Raw genomic sequence first — 15,884 nt, 5'->3', positions numbered from 1 at the left:
GCCTGCGAATCAATGAGTTGATGCAGCAAGATTGGTTAGGTTGGCGGCAGAGGACGCCCGAACGGAGAGGATCCGGCGATGTCCGACGACGACGAGCGCCGCCGCCTTGACGAGACGGGCGAGTACTTCCCGTTCACGGACGAGGAGGAAGTTCCCCCGATCGGCGGTCCCCGAAAGGATGACCCGACCGGGTTACTGCCCCGCGCCGCCGCCGACGACGACGCGACGAAGGTGACTCCGCGAGCGCCGCAGAGCGACGCCACGTCCGTGCTTCCCGCTGCTCCGATCGACGGTACGCGCACAGAGCGTCACACCCGCAGCACCGACAACTGGGCCGACGACGACGATGCGGTCTGGTCCGCCCGCGCGGGGGTCCGTCCGCCGCGCCCCGGCTACGACGACGCCACCAGCACCGACTGGGCGGCGGTGCCGGCCGACGAGCCGCGGGGCCGGTGGTGGACGCCGATCGTGGTGGGCATCGTCGCGTTGCTGCTGCTGGCCCTGCTGGGCTGGGGCATCTACCTGATCATGCAGTCCACCGGCGACGAGGCCACGCCGGGCGGGACGCCCTCCCCGGCGGCGCCGGTCACCACCGCCGCCGCGACGACCGGGCCCACCAGCACACCGCCGTCCACGGAGCCTCCGACGACCCGGCCGACGACGACTGCGCCCGCCACGCCGAGCGACGTGACCGTGCCCGCGCTGAAGGGACTGTCCTCGGAAGAGGCCCGGGGAGCTCTCGACCGTAAGGGCCTGAACTACCGCCTGCGCTATGTGACCAGCGAATCTCCGGCCGGAACCGTGATCGACAGCGACCCGGCCGAGGGTCAGCAGGTGCCGGCGGACACGGTGATCACGCTGATCATCGCGGCCGAGCCGACGGCGCCCGCGACCCCCACGCAGACAGCGACCACCGGGCCGGCCGGTCAGCCGGACGAGGACTGACTCCGGTCAGCGGTTGGCGCGCAGGGCGCGCGCCTGGATCGCGCCCGTGGTCATGCCGGGCTGGCGACCGTTACGGGTACGCGGGTCCGGTGCCTTGCCGACCTGTCGCAGGCCGCCGACCTGCACAAAGATGGATCGGCGCTCGACGGCGTCGCCGGAGCCGTTGAGCTCGTAGCCGTCCAGCCAGATCCAGCCCTCGTACGTCGGCCAGTCGTGCACCCGGATGACCCGGAAAAGCATGGGCGCCGCGAATTGGACGCTGGCCGCCTTCGTCACATGTATGACATCGCCGGACCGAGGAAGCACGTCATCTCCTGTCCTGAACCCAGTAGGGGCAAATTGCACTTTGCCGCACGGTGAACACAGATGGTCCAGTGTGCCCGGCTGGTGCATCTTTGCACCATAACGATTGTGCCAATCATCGCAACGGTGCGGTTTGCCGCTTCCCGGCCCGGTCGCTGCTCGCGGACTTCGAAAGTCCTCCGAGGACAGTCGGCTACGGTCGGTCCCCCAGTGCACGGCGTCGCTTTTGGTGCATTGCTGTGTACCCCGGCGCGCGTATCTCAGCTACCTGCAAGAACGCTAAGTGACGTCCGCCATACGGAAAGATTGCACCACGAGGCTAATCGATGCAAGTTGCAGGTCAGCCGAAAGTGACTAAACGATCACTGTGGACGCTTGAGGGATCAAGAGACCACCAGAGAGACTGAGGGCGACAACGCCGTACGGCCGAGCCCTCGCCGTCCGGTTGCATGATGCCACGCAGCCCGGAGGTGAGCGTGAACCCGCGCCGCAGCCCCACCATCCGCCGCCGCCGACTCGGTGCTGAGCTTCGCAGATACCGCGATGCGGCCGGCGTGACCATCGACGTGGTGGCCGACCGTCTCGGCTGTTCACCGTCCAAGGTGTCCAGAATCGAGACCGGCCATACGAGCGCCACTCCTCGCGACGTAAAGGACATGCTGGACATTTACGGCGTCAATGGCGTCGAGTCCGACGAACTAGTGCAAATATCCCGCGAAGCCCGCCAAAAGGGATGGTGGCATCCGTTCAGTCCGGTGCTCACCGGCGCGTATGTCGGTCTCGAGGCCGCCGCGCGCTCGATCAGGGCGTACGAACAGCAGGTGGTGCCCGGTCTGCTTCAGACCGATAAGTATGCAATTGCCATGATCAGAGCTGCCCGATTGGGTGACACTGACCGAGAAATAGAGCAACGGGTACGCGTCCGGATGGCCCGCCAGGCGTTATTGATTCAGGACGATCCGATCGATCTTCAGGTGGTGCTCGATGAAGCGGTGGTGAGTCGCCCGGTCGGCGGCGATCAGGTCATGCGTGACCAATTGCTGCGATTGGTCGAGGCGAGCCGGCTGCCGAACGTCACTCTGCAGATCCTGCCGTTCGCGGCGGGAGCCCACGCCGGCATGGACGGCACATTCGCGATCCTCGACTTCCCCGACGCCGAGGACCCCAATGTGGTGTTCGCCGAGAACGCGACCGGCGGGCTTTTTCTGGAGAAGAGCGACGAACTGGAAAAGTACAACTCCATCTTCGACACCGTCCGATCGTCGGCCCTCTCACCCGAGGAGTCCAGAGACATGATCGTTATGCTGGCAGAGGAGCCATTGTGGAAAGCGAGACCAAGGGTTTCCGGATCGACCTGAGCCGTGCGCAGTGGTTCAAGAGCACACGCAGTGGCCCGAACTGTGACAACTGCGTGGAAGTGGCCTTCATCGAGCAGGCCATCGCCGTACGCGACTCCAAGGACCCGTCGGGACCTGCTTTGATCTTCACCGCCGCCGAGTGGGACGCCTTCGTCGGCGGGGCCAAGGGCGGCGAGTTCGACCTGTAGAGCACGAAATCCCCGGCCGCCCCCGCCGAGAACGTGGGGGCGGTCGCTGCATTTTGCCCCTTTTGCGCCGTCGCCCGTTCGGGTCGGCCTCGTTGAACGCTCTAAGCGCGGACCGGACCGCGCGGAGAACCGCGCCGGCCCGTACGGCTGACCGTCCCCCTCGCGTGACGGTGCGGGCCGGCGATCCATACGAGCGAGGCAAGGCGAAACAGATGACGATGGGTTCCGACAACCTCAGCAACGGATCCGTGACCGCGCAGGACCGCTTCAGCGGAGGCGTGAGCGCGTACCGGCAGACCCGCCGCGATGCGGCCCTGGCCGCGGAGAACGGCGACGGTGAACTGGTCTCGCGCGGCAGCGGCGGAACTGGTCTGTCCGGCCTGCCGACCCGCACGCCGATCGAACCGACCAGCGCGCTGGACCGGGCGGCCAAGCTGCCCTCGCTGGACCTGCCGGGCCTGACCGAGCCGGTCTTCCCGACCAGCGGCGGCTGGGTCGACGCGGGCAGCTCGCAGTCGATGGCGGACCACCCGCTGCTGCGCGGGCTGCTGCTGGAGCTGCCGGTGCGCGGCACGATGCCGGATGCGGCCTGGCTGGACCGCTGGTTCGAGGCGGCCCGCTCGATCCTCGAACTGCTCTACGTCCAGGAAGCCAAGCGCAAGTAACTCCCCGCGGCGCCGTGCCCGGGCAGGCCCGGTGACCCTCACCCGGACCGCCTGCCCGGCGGCGGGTGGGGGGCTATGCGGCCCGGCGCGCCGAGGACGCGTAGTTCTCGGCCGGTCCGGTTTCCAGCGGCAGCGCGGTGTAGGTCTCCGCCGCGGTGTGGCGCACCGGGACCGGCCGCAGCCGGACCTTGCCGATCGGCGCGAAGACCTTGACGTTCAGCCGGCTGTGCCGGATCGCGTGCCGGATGCCGAGCGCGAGCACCGCGACTCCCACCACGGTCAGCACGATCCCGGCGACCTGCGCGCCGGGCACCTCGATCACCCCGGCCGCGATCGGCACGCCGGCCAGCGCGGCCAGGCCGGTGACCTGCAGTGGCGTCGCCACCAGCGGATGCGCGGCGGCGGCCAGCAGTGCCGGCGGGGCCGGCGTCAGCGGCGCGGTGGCGAACGCGCCCGCGCCGCGCCGGACCTGGGCGAGGCGACGCGTGGTCACCAGCACCACGATCAGCGCGGGTACGGCGGGCAGCACGGCCGCGGCCGGTGCCGCCGAGGTCCCGGACAGGATGCCGGTGACCAGCGGTACGGCGATGAACACCGCGACCCCGCCACCGACCAGCATGGACAGTGTGCGAGCGCGCCGGCGCAGCTCGCGAGCCGTGCGAGCGCCCGGCAGGGCGTCCGCCAGCAGTCCGGCGGTGAGCCAGACCCCGGCGAGTGCGCCGATCAGGATGAGATCCGTTGCGGTGTTCACATCGACAGCCTTCACCCGTCGCGCAAGTGGCGAAACCGGGATATGCCCGGACCGGGGACCCGTAGGGGTGCAGCCGTGACGTTGTGTGGTCGCTCTTTTACGCAGCGACCTCATCCCAATGGGCGAAGAGGACAATGCCCCCTGTCGCGGTCGTGACCGGTGTCCTAGTGTCGGGTGCCAGACGGCATCGATGCATCGGTGCCGCCCACGGGCTCGACCTGGGGAGGTCGGCCGGGGTTTCCGGTGGTGACACCGCGGGACCCCGGCACCCGCCCGGGCCGGGATCCGCGGACCGCTCTCAGACCGCGAAGGTCCGGACTGCCTCGGTGGCCGGTGCGGGCGGGGTCGCCTTCCACACGCCGAGCTTCTGCAGAGCCAGCCGCGCGAGGTACGCGGGGTTCAGCAGGATGTAACGTTTCCACAACCGTTTCGGCTCCAGCCCGAGGCGCCACAGCCACTCCAGGGCGTACTTCTGCATCCACGCGGGCGGGTTCTTCAGCAGCCCGGCGTGGTAGTCGAAGGCGGCCCCGACCGCGAGCAGAGGCATGTCGAGCAGCGGGCGCATCGCGTACGTGAAGACCTCCTGGCGCGGGCAGCCCAGCCCGACCAGGACGATGCGCGCGCCCGACGCCTTGATCCGGTCGGCGATCTCCACGTCCTCGCCGGGCTGCACGGCGCGGAACTTCGACGCCTCGACCCCGGCGAGCTTCAGCGCCGGGAACATCCGCTCCAGCGCCGGTACGAGCTTGCTGAGGGTCGGTTCCGTGGAGCCGTACAGGTAGACCGGCAGGCCCTCGGCCGCGGCCTGGCGCAGCACGCGCAGGGTGAGCTCGGGGCCGTAGACCCGGTCGGTCAGGCCGGCGTGGTGCAGCAGGTTGAGCGCGCCGCGGACCGGCTGCCCGTCCGGGGTGATCAGGTCGAACGAGTTGAGCCGGGCGTTGTGCGCCTTGTCCTGCACGCCGGTCATCACCCCGTGCACGGCGAGCGCGGTGACGGCGTAGTGCCGGCGCTCGCGGGCGGCGTCGAGGATCTGGGCGACGGCGGCGTCGTAGTCGACCACGTCGACCAGCACGCCGAGGACGTTCTTCTTGCCCTGCGAGATCACGGCTGGGGCACCCACTTGTCGACGTTGGCCTCGTAGATCTCCTGCAGGATCATCGGGACGTCGTAGACCTGCTTCCACTGCGGGTAGTCCGCCTGGAAGGCCGCCATCGAGCCGATCCACCACTGGTGGTCGCCGATCCGGTTGTCGTCGACGTACTCGGTGACCATCTCGGTGCCGCTGATCTTCTCCGCCAGGGCGAAGGCCTCGAGGTTGGAGCAGTTAGAGTGCCGGCCGCCACCGAGGTTGTAGACCGCCGCCGAGCGCGGGTTGCGGAAGAACGCCTCGAACGCGCTGAGCACGTCGTGGCTGTGGATGGCGTCGCGGACCTGCTTGCCCTTGTAACCGAAGATCCGGTAGAGCCGCCGCTCCATGTTGGCCCGCATCACGTAGCCGAGGAAGCCGTGCAGCTCGGTCGCCGAGTGCGCGGGCCCGGTCAGGGTGCCGCCGCGGAAGATCGCCGTCTTCATGCCGAAGTAGCGGCCGTACTCCTGGGCCATCACGTCGGCGGCGACCTTCGACGCGCCGAAGACCGAGTGCAGGCACTGGTCGATCGACATGTCCTCGGTGATGCCGTCGGCGTACGGGTGCGCCGGGTCGATCTCCCAGCGGGTCTCCTGCTCGATCAGCGGGAGGCGGTTGGGGGTGTCGCCGTACACCTTGTTGGTGGAGCAGTGGATGAACGCCGCGTCGATGCAGTGCTCGCGGGTGTTCTGCAGCATGTTGAGGGTGCCGCCGGCGTTCACGTCGAAGTCGGTGAACGGGTCCCGCACGGCCCAGTCGTGCGACGGCTGGGCCGCGGTGTGGATGACGACCGCGATCTCCTTGCCGTACCGCTGGAAGATCCGCGACAGAGCGTCGCGGTCCCGGATGTCGACCCCGTGGTGCGAGTACGCCGACCCGAGATCCGCGGTGAGCTGCTGCACGTTCCAGGCCGTCGACGCCTCCGCGCCGAAGAACTCCTGCCGCATGTCGTTGTCGATCCCGACGACGTCAAGGCCCAGCCCGGCAAAGTGCCGAACCGCCTCAGAGCCGATGAGACCACCTGATCCGGTTACCAGGGCGACGGCCACGAGCAAACTCTCCCAGAGGTCTCGGGGGCAAAACCAGTCGAGAGCATAACGCCACCCCCCTCACGCTCCGCTGTCACCCAAAGGAGCAGGCACGAACCCAGGAGACAAGAAGGAGGGGAAAGAAGGTGGGGGGAGAGACGAGCCACAGGCCCCGATGCCGAGCGAAGCGAAGGCGAGCCCACGACCAGCGCGACACGATCACTCACCGTGCCCACCGCAACGCGGGGCTTCCGGGGGCTCGGCCCCCGGAGCAGAAATGCCGATCGCCCCCGGTCCGCGCGTTCCGCGGACAGAGGGCGACCAGGTGATCGGGTGGGGATGGGGGGAGTTGAACCCCCACGTCCTTTCGGACACACGGACCTGAACCGTGCGCGTCTGCCATTCCGCCACATCCCCGTGGCATTCAGTTAGCCGGAACAGACTACGCTGTCCCTCGTTACACCGCGAGCAGATACTGCCCTTGGCGCCAGGGAAGACTAGCACGGCGTCAGGGGCCGCAATACGAGGGTCAGGAGCGACCGGTTGCTCTTCGCAGAGATGCGGAAGCGGCGGCCGGATACCATCATGTCCTCGGAACCCGAGGAGGAGCCGGTGAGCGTGCTGCAGCGCTTTGAGAAGCGGTTGGAAGGCCTGGTCGAGGGTGCCTTCGCGAAGGTGTTCAAGGGTGTCGTGCACCCGGTGGAGATTCTTAATGCCATGCAGCGGGAGGCCGAGGCGCACAAGGCTATCCTCGCTGGTGGTCGCACCTTGGTGCCCAACCGCTACGTGATCGATCTCTCGCCGTACGACCACAGCAGGCTGGCACCGTATGCCGCTGCACTGGCCCAGGAGCTGGCCCAGTCGCAGGCGGAGTTCATCGGTGAGCAGGCCTGGACGGTCTACGGCGACGTCATCGTCGAGATCGAGCGCGGGGACGGGCTCGATACCGGCATGTTCCGCGTCACGGCGGAGGTGTACACCGGCGGCGAGGTCGCGCCTGTGCAACAGCCCGCCTACGACGCTGCGCCGGCGTATTCGCCGTACGACCAGCAGCAGGGCGGGTATCCGCCGCACGGGGGGCACAACGGGCGCAACGTCGGCCTGGTCTCCGGTGACGGCCGCACCTATCCGCTGCAGATGGGCTCGACGGTCATCGGCCGTGGGGACCAGGCGAATCTGCGCCTGCCGGATGTCGGGATCTCCCGGCGCCACGCCCGGCTGGACTACGACGGCAGTCAGGTCGTGCTGACCGACCTGGGCTCGACGAACGGCACGATGGTCAACGGTCAGCGCGTGTCGGCCGTGGCGCTCAACCCGGGCGACATGATCCAGTTGGGGACGACCACCCTCACGTTCCGAGTGGACGGCTAGGCACCTTGCCAGAATTTGTCCTCACCGTCGCCCGCTTCGGCTTCCTCATCCTGCTGTGGATCTTCGTGTTCACGGTGGTGGGAGTCATCCGTAAGGATCTCTTCGCCGGGGTCCGGTCCAAGAGTCTCGTCGCCTCGCCCCGAGGGGTGGGTGGCGTGGTGCCGCAGGGCCGGCCGGCGAAGGCGAAGCGGGGCAAGGCTGCCCGGCAGCTGGTAGTGACCGCCGGTCAGCTGGCCGGCACCAAGATCACGCTCGGTGAGGCTCAAATCACTATCGGACGGGCGGAGGACTCGACGCTGGTCATCACGGACGACTTCGCGTCGGCCCGGCACGCCCGGCTCGTGCCGCGGGACGGTCAGTGGTTCGTCGAGGACCTCGGCTCGACGAACGGCACCTATCTCGATCGCGGTAAGGTCTCCGGACCTACTCCCGTCCCCCTTGGCGTGCCGATCCGGATCGGCCGCACTTCACTCGAGTTACGGCCATGACCCTGACCCTGCGCTACGCCGCCCAGAGCGACCGCGGTCTGATCCGAGACGGAAATCAAGACTCCGTCTACGCCGGACCGCGGCTCCTTGCCGTCGCCGACGGCATGGGCGGCATGGCCGCCGGTGACGTCGCCAGCAACATCGTCATCGCTGCCATGGCTCCGCTCGACGAGGACGTTCCCGGCGATGCGCTGGTCGACGCCCTCCGGCACGCCGTGGGCACGGCCAACCAGACCCTGCGCGACACCGTCGACGCCAATCCGCATCTGGAGGGGATGGGCACCACGCTGACCGCGGTGCTCTTCTCCGGCAGCAAGATCGGCATGGTGCACATCGGGGACTCGCGCGCCTACATGCTGCGCCAGGGCGAGTTCGCCCAGATCACCAAAGACGACACCTACGTCCAGATGCTGGTCGACGAGGGCCGGATCAGCCCGGAGGAGGCGAGCAGCCACCCGCAGCGGTCGCTGCTCACCCGGGCGCTCGACGGCCGGGACATCGACCCGGAGTATTCGGTCCGCCAGGTACTCAAGGGCGACCGCTATCTGATCTGCAGCGACGGGCTCTCCGGCGTGGTCAGTGCCGAGACCATCGGCGAGAGCATGCGGGACATCCAGGACCCGCAGGCCTGCGTCGAGCGGCTCGTGCAGCTCGCGCTGCGCGGCGGCGGGCCGGACAACATCACCGTGGTGGTCGCCGACGCGACCGACGCGGACATCGTCGAGCAGGCCCCGATCGTGGGCGGCGCGGCCGCCCGGGACCGCGGCAACTCGACCGTCGCGGACGCTTCCAGTGCCGCTGCCCGCGCGGCGGCCCTGCAGGCACCACCGCGGCCCGCGCAGCCTTCCGGCCCGGCGTACGACCGTGAGGAGCCGGAGCCGCAGCCGAAGAGGCACCCGGTCCGGACCAGCCTGTTGCTGCTCGTGCTGCTGGGCATCCTCGGCGGTGGCCTCTATCTGGGCTGGCAGTACACCCAGAAGCAGTACTACGTCGGCGCCACCGAGCAGGGCCAGCTCGCGATCTTCCGCGGGGTGCCCGGCCAGATCGCCGGCCTCGACCTCTCCAGTGTCAACGAGACCAGTCCGGCTCGCCTGGACGACCTCACCTCGGTCGCCCAGGACCGGGTCAAGCAGGGCATCCACGCGGACAATCAGCCCGACGCCCAGCGGATGCTGCAGGAGCTGACCAGCGACGAGCCGTCCAACCCCAACCTGAAGCCGATCTGCGTGGCCGGTAGCGCCGCGCCGACGGTGTCGCAGCCGGTGCCCCCGGCCGGCGCGCCGTCCGTGGCCGGGAAGACGTCCGCTCCCGGCCGGCCCACCTCCTCGTCGGCGCCGGCCCTCGCGCCCACCATCACGCCGGACGCCCTGCCCTCGGAGTCTGCCCCGCCGGTCGTCGACCCGGTCGGGTGCCGGCCCGTCGACTGAGCGTCCGCTCACCGAAGTCTGGGGACTCCTTCTTGACCGCGCCCGCCCTTCCGGCTCCCACACCCGCGACCACGGGTGAGATGCCTCGTGTCCCGGGCACGAAGACGGGGCGCAACGCGGAGCTGGGTCTGCTCGCGCTGGCGATGATCATCGTGGCCGCGTACGGCGCCACCGTCGAGGCCAACCAGTTCGACAAGATCACGCCGACGTTCTGGGTGCCGGCCGCGTTGCTGAGCGCTCTGTTCGTCGCCCTGCACCTGGTGGTCCGCTTCACCGCGCTGTACGCCGACCCCGTACTGATCCCCACCGTGGCCCTGATCAACGGCCTCGGCGTCGGCTTCCTGCGCCGGCTCGACCTGGCCCGGGCCATTGCGCAGAAGCAGCCGGAACCGGGCATCTTCGCCGGGGTGGGCGGCCGTCAGCTCGCCTGGACGCTGGCCGCCCTGGTGCTCGCCGCGGTGCTGCTCATCGTGATCCGCGACCACAAGACGGTCTCGCGGTACGCGTACACCCTGGGCCTGGTCGGCATCGTGCTGGTGATGATCCCGGCGGTGCTGCCGGCCAGCATCTCGGAGATCAACGGCGCCCGCCTGTGGATCCGGATCGGGTCCTTCTCCATCCAGCCCGGCGAGTTCGCCAAGCTGGCCCTGGTCTCCTTCTTCGCGTACTACCTGGTCCGCAAGCGCGAGGTGCTCTCGCTGGCCAGCCGCCGGGTCCTCGGCGTCGACTTCCCCCGCGGGCGCGACCTCGGCCCGGTCATCACGGTGTGGATGCTCTCGCTGCTGGTGCTCGTCTTCGAGAAGGACCTCGGTACGGCCCTGCTCTACTTCGGCCTGTTCGTGGTGACCCTCTACGTCGCCACCGAGCGGGTCAGCTGGCTGATCATCGGCCTGGTGATGTTCTTCGGCGGCGTCTACGTGGCGTACCTGCTCGGCGCGTCGGTCGGCGGCCCGTTCGCCAACTTCTACGACCGCGCCACGGTCTGGCTCGACCCGTTCGCCGCCGAGAACTACAACCGCGTGGGTGGCAGCTACCAGCTCGTCCAGAGCCTGCTCGGACTGGGCACCGGCGGTCTGTTCGGCACCGGCCCGGGCGCCGGCTCGCCGAGCAAGGTCCCCGAGGTCCGCACCGACTTCATCTTCGCCGGCATGGGTGAGGAGATCGGCCTCTTCGGCCTCTCCGCGCTGCTGATCTGCTACCTGCTGATCGTCGAGCGCGGCCTGCGCGCGGCGCTGGGCGTACGGGACTCGTTCGGCAAGCTGGTCGCCGGTGGCCTGGCGTTCACCCTGGGTTTGCAGGTCTTCGTCATCCTTGGTGGTATCACCGGGCTGATCCCGCTGACCGGTCAGACGACGCCCTTCCTGTCCGCCGGTGGTTCGTCGCTCATGGCGAACTGGCTGCTCATCGCGATGTTGCTGCGGATCTCCGACGCCGGCCGCAGACCCGCGAGCGGCGGCCCCGCGCCATCGTCCGGTGGACCGAAGCAACCGCCCGCCCAGCTGCACGGCGCCATGACGGAGGTGATCAAGCCGTGAACGCACCTCTGCGCAAGGCCGGCGTGGTCATCCTCGTCCTGTTCGGCCTGCTCTTCGCCAACCTGAACTGGGTTCAGGGGTACAAGGCCGACGAATACCGCACCAACGACTACAACGGCCGGGTCCAGGTCGCGGAATACGAGGTGCCGCGCGGGATCATCGAGGCCGACGGCCAGGCCCTCGCCTCGAACAAGCTGACCGACGACGAGCTGAAGTACCTCCGGCAGTACCCCAAGAAGCAGATCTACGCGCCGATCGTCGGCTACAAGCCGGTGAACCTCGGTGAGGTCGGTATCGAGCGCGCCGAGGACGAGTTCCTCTCCGGTGCGAGCGACAAGCTCTTCGCCGACCGGGTCAGCGCCATGTTCACCGGTGACGAGGCCGGCGGTGGCAACGTCGTGCTCTCGGTCAGGACCAAGGCCCAGGAAGTCGCCTGGAAGCAGCTGACGGGCAACGAGCGTGGGGTCAAGAAGGGCTCGGCGGTCGCCATCAACCCGCGTACCGGCGCGATCCAGGCCATGGTGTCGATGCCCAGCTACGACCCGAACCCGCTGGCCACCCACGACACGGAAGACGCCGCGGCGGAGTACAAGAAGCTGAACGCGGACAAGGACAAGCCGCTGCTCAACCGCGCCGTGGCCGAGACCTACCCGCCCGGCTCGACCTTCAAGGTGATCGTCACCGCCGCTGCTCTGCAGAACGGCTACGACCAGAGCACCCAGATCCCGGCCGGACCGCTCTACACGGCGCCCGGCTCGGGTGCGCCGATCAAGAACTCCTCGGCCGGCACCTGCCCGGAGCGGCAGGTCAACCTCAAGGAGGCGCTGACCGAGAGCTGCAACACCGGCTACGCCCAGCTCGGCGTCAAGCTGGGTGGCGACAAGGTCAAGAAGGCCGCCCAGGACTGGGGCTTCGAGCAGGAAGACCTGACGGTCGGCAGCCTCGAGGGCACGGGCCTGGCCGTGGCGGCCAGCCGGATGGGCAAGATCCAGAACCCGGACGGCAGCACCGACCTGGCCGGGCTGGCCCAGTCGTCGATCGGGCAGAAGGACGTCCGGATGACCACCATGCAGGGCGCGATGATCGCGGCCACGGTGGCCAACGGTGGTAAGCAGATGCGGCCCTATCTGGTCCAGCAGCTGCTCAGCCCGGACCGGCGACCGATCTACAACGCCAACCCCCAGACGTTGCGGACGCCGGTCAGCAGTGACATCGCCGACGACCTGCGCGAGATGATGGTCAGCGTCGTCGAGAACGGCACCGGTAAGCGGGCCCAGGTCGACGGATTCGAGGTCGGCGGCAAGACCGGTACGGCGGAGAACGCCGAGGGCGCCGACGACCACGGCTGGTTCATCGGCTTCGCCTACAACGACAAGGGTGAGGCAGTCTCGGCAGTCTGCGTCATGCTGGAGAACGTGCCCGGCGGACACGCGAGTTCCGAGGCGGCCCGGATCTCCGGGCTCATCTTGAAGGCCGCGGCGGGCCAGGGAGGGGACTGACATGATCAGCCCTGGGGTCACCCTCGGCGGCCGGTACCGCTTGGACGAGCGGATCGCCGGCGGCGGCATGGGCGACGTGTGGCGCGGCACCGACGAGGTGCTGGGCCGGACGGTCGCCGTGAAGATCCTGCTCCCCGCCCTGCTGGACGAGCCCGGCTTCGCCGAGCGGTTCCGCGGCGAGGCCCGGACCATGGCCACGATCAACCACCCCGGCGTGGTCGACGTCTACGACTACGGCAGCGACCAGCAGCTCGCCTTCCTGGTGATGGAGTACGTCGAGGGCGACGCCCTGTCGCGCACCCTGAGCCGGGTCGGCCGGCTGACCCCGGCGCGCACCATGGCGCTGGTCGCCCAGGCCGCCGACGCGCTGCAGGCCGCGCACGCGAACGGCATCGTGCACCGCGACGTCAAGCCGGGCAACCTGCTGGTCCGCCCGAACGGCACGCTGGTGCTCACCGACTTCGGCATCGCCCGCTCGGCCCTGGTCGGGCAGCTCACCGTGGCCGGCTCGGTGCTCGGCACGGCCTCCTACATCTCCCCCGAGCAGGCCTCGGGCGCGGTCGCCACGGCCGCCTCCGACGTGTACGCCCTGGGCGTGGTCGCCTACCAGTGCCTCTCCGGGCACCGGCCGTTCGACGGCGCCACCCCGATCGAGATCGCGATGAAGCACGTCCGGGACACCCCGCGACCGCTGCCGGCCGACATCCCGCCGGCCGTGCGCGCCATCGTGGACCGCGCGCTGGCCAAGGATCCGGCCGCGCGCTGGCCCACCGCCTCGGCGATGGCCGCGGTGGCCCGGCAGGCCGCCTCGTCGCTCACCACGCAGGTGCAGCAGCCCGCGGTGAACGGCTCCGCGCCGATCGGCCGCCCGCAGTCGGGTGGTCCGGCGATGAACAGGCCGCAGTCCGGTGGCCCGGTGGTGGCCAACCGCCCGCACTCCGGCGCGCCCGCCTCCGGCCCGCCCGGACATCCGGTCTCCGGTCAGGCCCGCCCGCCGTATCCGCCGGTGCCGCGTCCGGTCTCGGGGGCTCAGGCGCGCGGTGCGGCCTCCGTGCCGTCCGGTCAGCCGCCGTACCGGCATCCGTCGGCACCGCCGATGCAGCAGCAGCCGATGCAGCCGGGCAAGCAGCCGGAAGGCTCCGGCGGCCGGCAGGTGCTCATCGTCCTCGCCGTCGTTCTGGCCCTGCTAGTCCTGCTCTGTGCCGGTGTCATCTCGTTCCTGCTCAAGCAGGGCAACACCGCGATGGGCGGGAGCGGCCCGCGTGCCACAGTCGTGCAGGCGAACTCGGCTGATCCACGGGCGCCGGTGACGTCGTACCGTCTTACGAAGCAGGCTGCGGCTCCGCTCAGCCTGAACCAAGCGACCGAAGGACGACAGACGCTATGACGGCGCAGGCCCGCCTGCTCGGCGGCAGGTACCAGGTCGGCGAGCTGCTCGGCTACGGCGGCATGGCCGAGGTGCACAAGGGTCGTGACCTCCGGCTCGGCCGCGACGTCGCGATCAAGATGCTTCGCACCGACCTGGCGCGCGACGCCACGTTCCAGGAGCGGTTCCGCCGGGAGGCGCAGAATTCCGCCGCCCTGAACCACCCGGCGATCGTCGCCGTCTACGACACCGGCGAAGAGGTGTCGTCGGCCGGCGAGAAGCAGCCGTTCATCGTCATGGAGTTCGTCAACGGCCGGACCCTCAAGGAGGTCCTGGCGGCCGAGCAGCGGATCCAGCCGCGCAAGGCCCTGGAGATCATCGCCGACATCTGCGCCGCGCTGGAGTTCAGCCACCGGCACGGGATCATCCACCGGGACATCAAGCCCGGCAACGTGATGATCACCCAGGGCGGTCAGGTCAAGGTCATGGACTTCGGCATCGCGCGGGCCCTGGCCAGCGGGGCCACCACGATGACCCAGACCAGCGCGGTCATCGGTACGGCGCAGTACCTCTCCCCCGAGCAGGCGCGCGGCGAGTCCGTGGATGCCCGCTCCGATGTGTACGCCGCCGGTTGTGTGCTGTTCGAGCTCCTGGTCGGACACCCGCCGTTCGTCGGGGACAGCCCGGTCAGCGTGGCGTACCAGCACGTCCGCGAGGACCCGAAGGCGCCCAGCGACATCAACCGCGAGGTCCCGCCGGACGTCGACGCCATCGTGCTCAAGGCGCTGGCCAAGAACCCGCTCAACCGCTACCAGAGCGCGCAGGAGATGCGCGCCGACGCCCTGCGCGCGGTCGCCGGGCGCCCGGTCATGGCCACCCCGGTGATGTCCGAGGCCGAGACGATGGCGATGTCCGGTCCGCCGATGCGCCAGCAGACGCAGATGACCCGCACGATCCCGGCCGGTGTCGGCCCGCGCGGCCCGCAGCCACCGGAGCGCAAGACCTCGTCGTGGGTGATGGCGGTCCTGGCCGCCCTCGGCGTGCTCGCGGTCGTGGCGCTGGGCATCGGCCTGGTCCTTTCGCAAGGCAACGACGACAAGGAACCCGACCCGGTCGCGAGCGCGGCGGTGCCGAAGGTGGAGGGCCTGTCGGAGAGCGAGGCCAAGGCCAAGCTCACCGAGGCGGGTTTCCTGAAGGTCACGGTCGGTGATTCCATCCAGACCGACGACTGCAAGAACAGGGTCGAGAAGCAGAACCCGCCGCCGAGCCAGACGCTGACGGTCGACACGCCGGTCACCCTCCAGATGTGCGCGAGTCCCGAGCTGGTCCGGGTGCCGAGCGATCTGAAGGGCAGCTCCCGGGACGCCGCCGACTCGGCGCTGCGCCGGCTCAAGCTCGATCCGGTCTTCGAGCAGGCCAACAGCGATCAGGACGAGGGCACCGTCATCTCGGTGGAGAAGGCCGGCGAGAACGTCAAGCCGGGCACGAACATCACCGTGAAGATCTCCCGGGGCAACCTGGTCGAGGTGCCGTCGGTGGTCGGCAAGACCGAGGATGTGGCCAAGGCGCTGCTGCAGCAGCAGGGCTTCACCAACATCGACGTCGAGCAGTCGAACCAGCAGGGTACGCCGGGCACGGTCGTCGAGCAGACCCCCAACGCCAAGCAGAAGAAGGCCAAGGACACCCAGATAACGCTGATCGTCATCGCCGAGCAGGAACCGACCCCGGACGATTCCGGCTCGGCCGACCCGCCGGGCGACGAGGACCCGCCCGGCGGCGACGGCGGCGGGACGGGCAACGGCACCGGTACGGTCGGCGGCCTGCTCAACTGAGC

Annotated in this window: 15 protein-coding genes and 1 tRNA gene; 11 read left to right on the top strand and 5 right to left on the bottom strand. The window is 69.4% G+C overall.

Annotated elements, in window-relative coordinates; genetic code table 11:
* Positions 1–78 precede the first annotated feature (78 nt).
* Entirely contained in the window at positions 79–945 is an 867-nt protein-coding gene (locus Aau02nite_RS31745; RefSeq protein ID WP_212992282.1) for a PASTA domain-containing protein, read from the top strand.
* A gap of 6 nt (positions 946–951) precedes the next feature.
* Here the strand turns inward: Aau02nite_RS31745 and Aau02nite_RS31740 are convergent, their stop codons facing one another.
* A complete protein-coding gene (locus tag Aau02nite_RS31740) occupies positions 952–1,251 on the bottom strand; it encodes a hypothetical protein (protein ID WP_212992281.1) in 300 nt (99 codons plus the stop codon).
* A gap of 473 nt (positions 1,252–1,724) precedes the next feature.
* On the opposite strand from Aau02nite_RS31740, the gene Aau02nite_RS31735 reads away from it, so the two are divergent.
* The 3 genes from Aau02nite_RS31735 (at position 1,725) to Aau02nite_RS31725 (ending at position 3,459) form a co-directional block, all read left to right on the top strand.
* Positions 1,725–2,606 (top strand): helix-turn-helix domain-containing protein, encoded by an 882-nt coding sequence (locus Aau02nite_RS31735; protein WP_212992322.1) that lies wholly within the window; start codon positions 1,725–1,727, stop codon positions 2,604–2,606.
* Positions 2,570–2,794 carry a DUF397 domain-containing protein gene (locus Aau02nite_RS31730; RefSeq protein ID WP_212992280.1) on the top strand — a complete coding sequence of 75 codons (225 nt, stop codon included), beginning with the start codon at positions 2,570–2,572 and terminating at the stop codon, positions 2,792–2,794. The genes Aau02nite_RS31735 and Aau02nite_RS31730 overlap by 37 nt, the downstream gene beginning before the upstream one ends.
* Positions 2,795–3,006: 212 nt before the next feature.
* Complete coding sequence (locus tag Aau02nite_RS31725; RefSeq protein WP_212992279.1) at positions 3,007–3,459, top strand: hypothetical protein; 453 nt, start codon at positions 3,007–3,009, stop codon at positions 3,457–3,459.
* Positions 3,460–3,532: 73 nt separating this feature from the next.
* On the opposite strand, the gene Aau02nite_RS31720 is transcribed toward Aau02nite_RS31725, so the two are convergent.
* From Aau02nite_RS31720 to Aau02nite_RS31705, 4 genes are all read right to left on the bottom strand, one after another.
* Positions 3,533–4,210 (bottom strand): hypothetical protein, encoded by a 678-nt coding sequence (locus tag Aau02nite_RS31720; RefSeq protein ID WP_212992278.1) that lies wholly within the window; start codon positions 4,208–4,210, stop codon positions 3,533–3,535.
* A gap of 298 nt (positions 4,211–4,508) precedes the next feature.
* On the bottom strand, positions 4,509–5,312 hold the full coding sequence (locus tag Aau02nite_RS31715; RefSeq protein WP_438841190.1) for a WecB/TagA/CpsF family glycosyltransferase: 804 nt from the start codon (positions 5,310–5,312) through the stop codon (positions 4,509–4,511).
* Positions 5,312–6,385, bottom strand: a complete 1,074-nt coding sequence (locus tag Aau02nite_RS31710; protein ID WP_212992276.1) for an NAD-dependent epimerase/dehydratase family protein — start codon at positions 6,383–6,385, stop codon at positions 5,312–5,314. The genes Aau02nite_RS31715 and Aau02nite_RS31710 overlap by 1 nt, the downstream gene beginning before the upstream one ends.
* A 313-nt stretch (positions 6,386–6,698) precedes the next feature.
* Positions 6,699–6,781 (bottom strand) — tRNA-Leu (locus Aau02nite_RS31705).
* A 168-nt stretch (positions 6,782–6,949) separates the two neighbouring features.
* On the opposite strand from Aau02nite_RS31705, the gene Aau02nite_RS31700 reads away from it, so the two are divergent.
* From Aau02nite_RS31700 to pknB, 7 genes are all read left to right on the top strand, one after another.
* Positions 6,950–7,735, top strand: coding sequence for an FHA domain-containing protein (locus Aau02nite_RS31700; RefSeq protein ID WP_203769381.1), 786 nt, complete (start codon positions 6,950–6,952; stop codon positions 7,733–7,735).
* Positions 7,736–7,740: 5 nt separating this feature from the next.
* Positions 7,741–8,223 carry an FHA domain-containing protein FhaB/FipA gene (locus tag Aau02nite_RS31695; protein WP_212992275.1) on the top strand — a complete coding sequence of 161 codons (483 nt, stop codon included), beginning with the start codon at positions 7,741–7,743 and terminating at the stop codon, positions 8,221–8,223.
* Entirely contained in the window at positions 8,220–9,650 is a 1,431-nt protein-coding gene (locus tag Aau02nite_RS31690) for a PP2C family protein-serine/threonine phosphatase (protein WP_212992274.1), read from the top strand. The genes Aau02nite_RS31695 and Aau02nite_RS31690 overlap by 4 nt, the downstream gene beginning before the upstream one ends.
* An 80-nt stretch (positions 9,651–9,730) precedes the next feature.
* Positions 9,731–11,185, top strand: a complete 1,455-nt coding sequence (locus Aau02nite_RS31685; RefSeq protein WP_212992273.1) for an FtsW/RodA/SpoVE family cell cycle protein — start codon at positions 9,731–9,733, stop codon at positions 11,183–11,185.
* A complete protein-coding gene (locus Aau02nite_RS31680) occupies positions 11,182–12,684 on the top strand; it encodes a peptidoglycan D,D-transpeptidase FtsI family protein (protein WP_212992272.1) in 1,503 nt (500 codons plus the stop codon). Before Aau02nite_RS31685 ends, Aau02nite_RS31680 begins: the two co-directional genes overlap by 4 nt.
* Position 12,685: 1 nt before the next feature.
* Entirely contained in the window at positions 12,686–14,071 is a 1,386-nt protein-coding gene (locus Aau02nite_RS31675; protein WP_212992271.1) for a serine/threonine-protein kinase, read from the top strand.
* Entirely contained in the window at positions 14,068–15,882 is a 1,815-nt protein-coding gene (gene pknB / locus Aau02nite_RS31670; RefSeq protein WP_212992270.1) for a Stk1 family PASTA domain-containing Ser/Thr kinase, read from the top strand. The genes Aau02nite_RS31675 and pknB overlap by 4 nt, the downstream gene beginning before the upstream one ends.
* Positions 15,883–15,884: the final 2 nt, after the last annotated feature.

Source organism: Actinoplanes auranticolor (assembly GCF_018332655.1).
Lineage (GTDB): Bacteria > Actinomycetota > Actinomycetes > Mycobacteriales > Micromonosporaceae > Actinoplanes > Actinoplanes auranticolor.
This window is presented reverse-complemented; position numbering and strand designations above follow the sequence as displayed.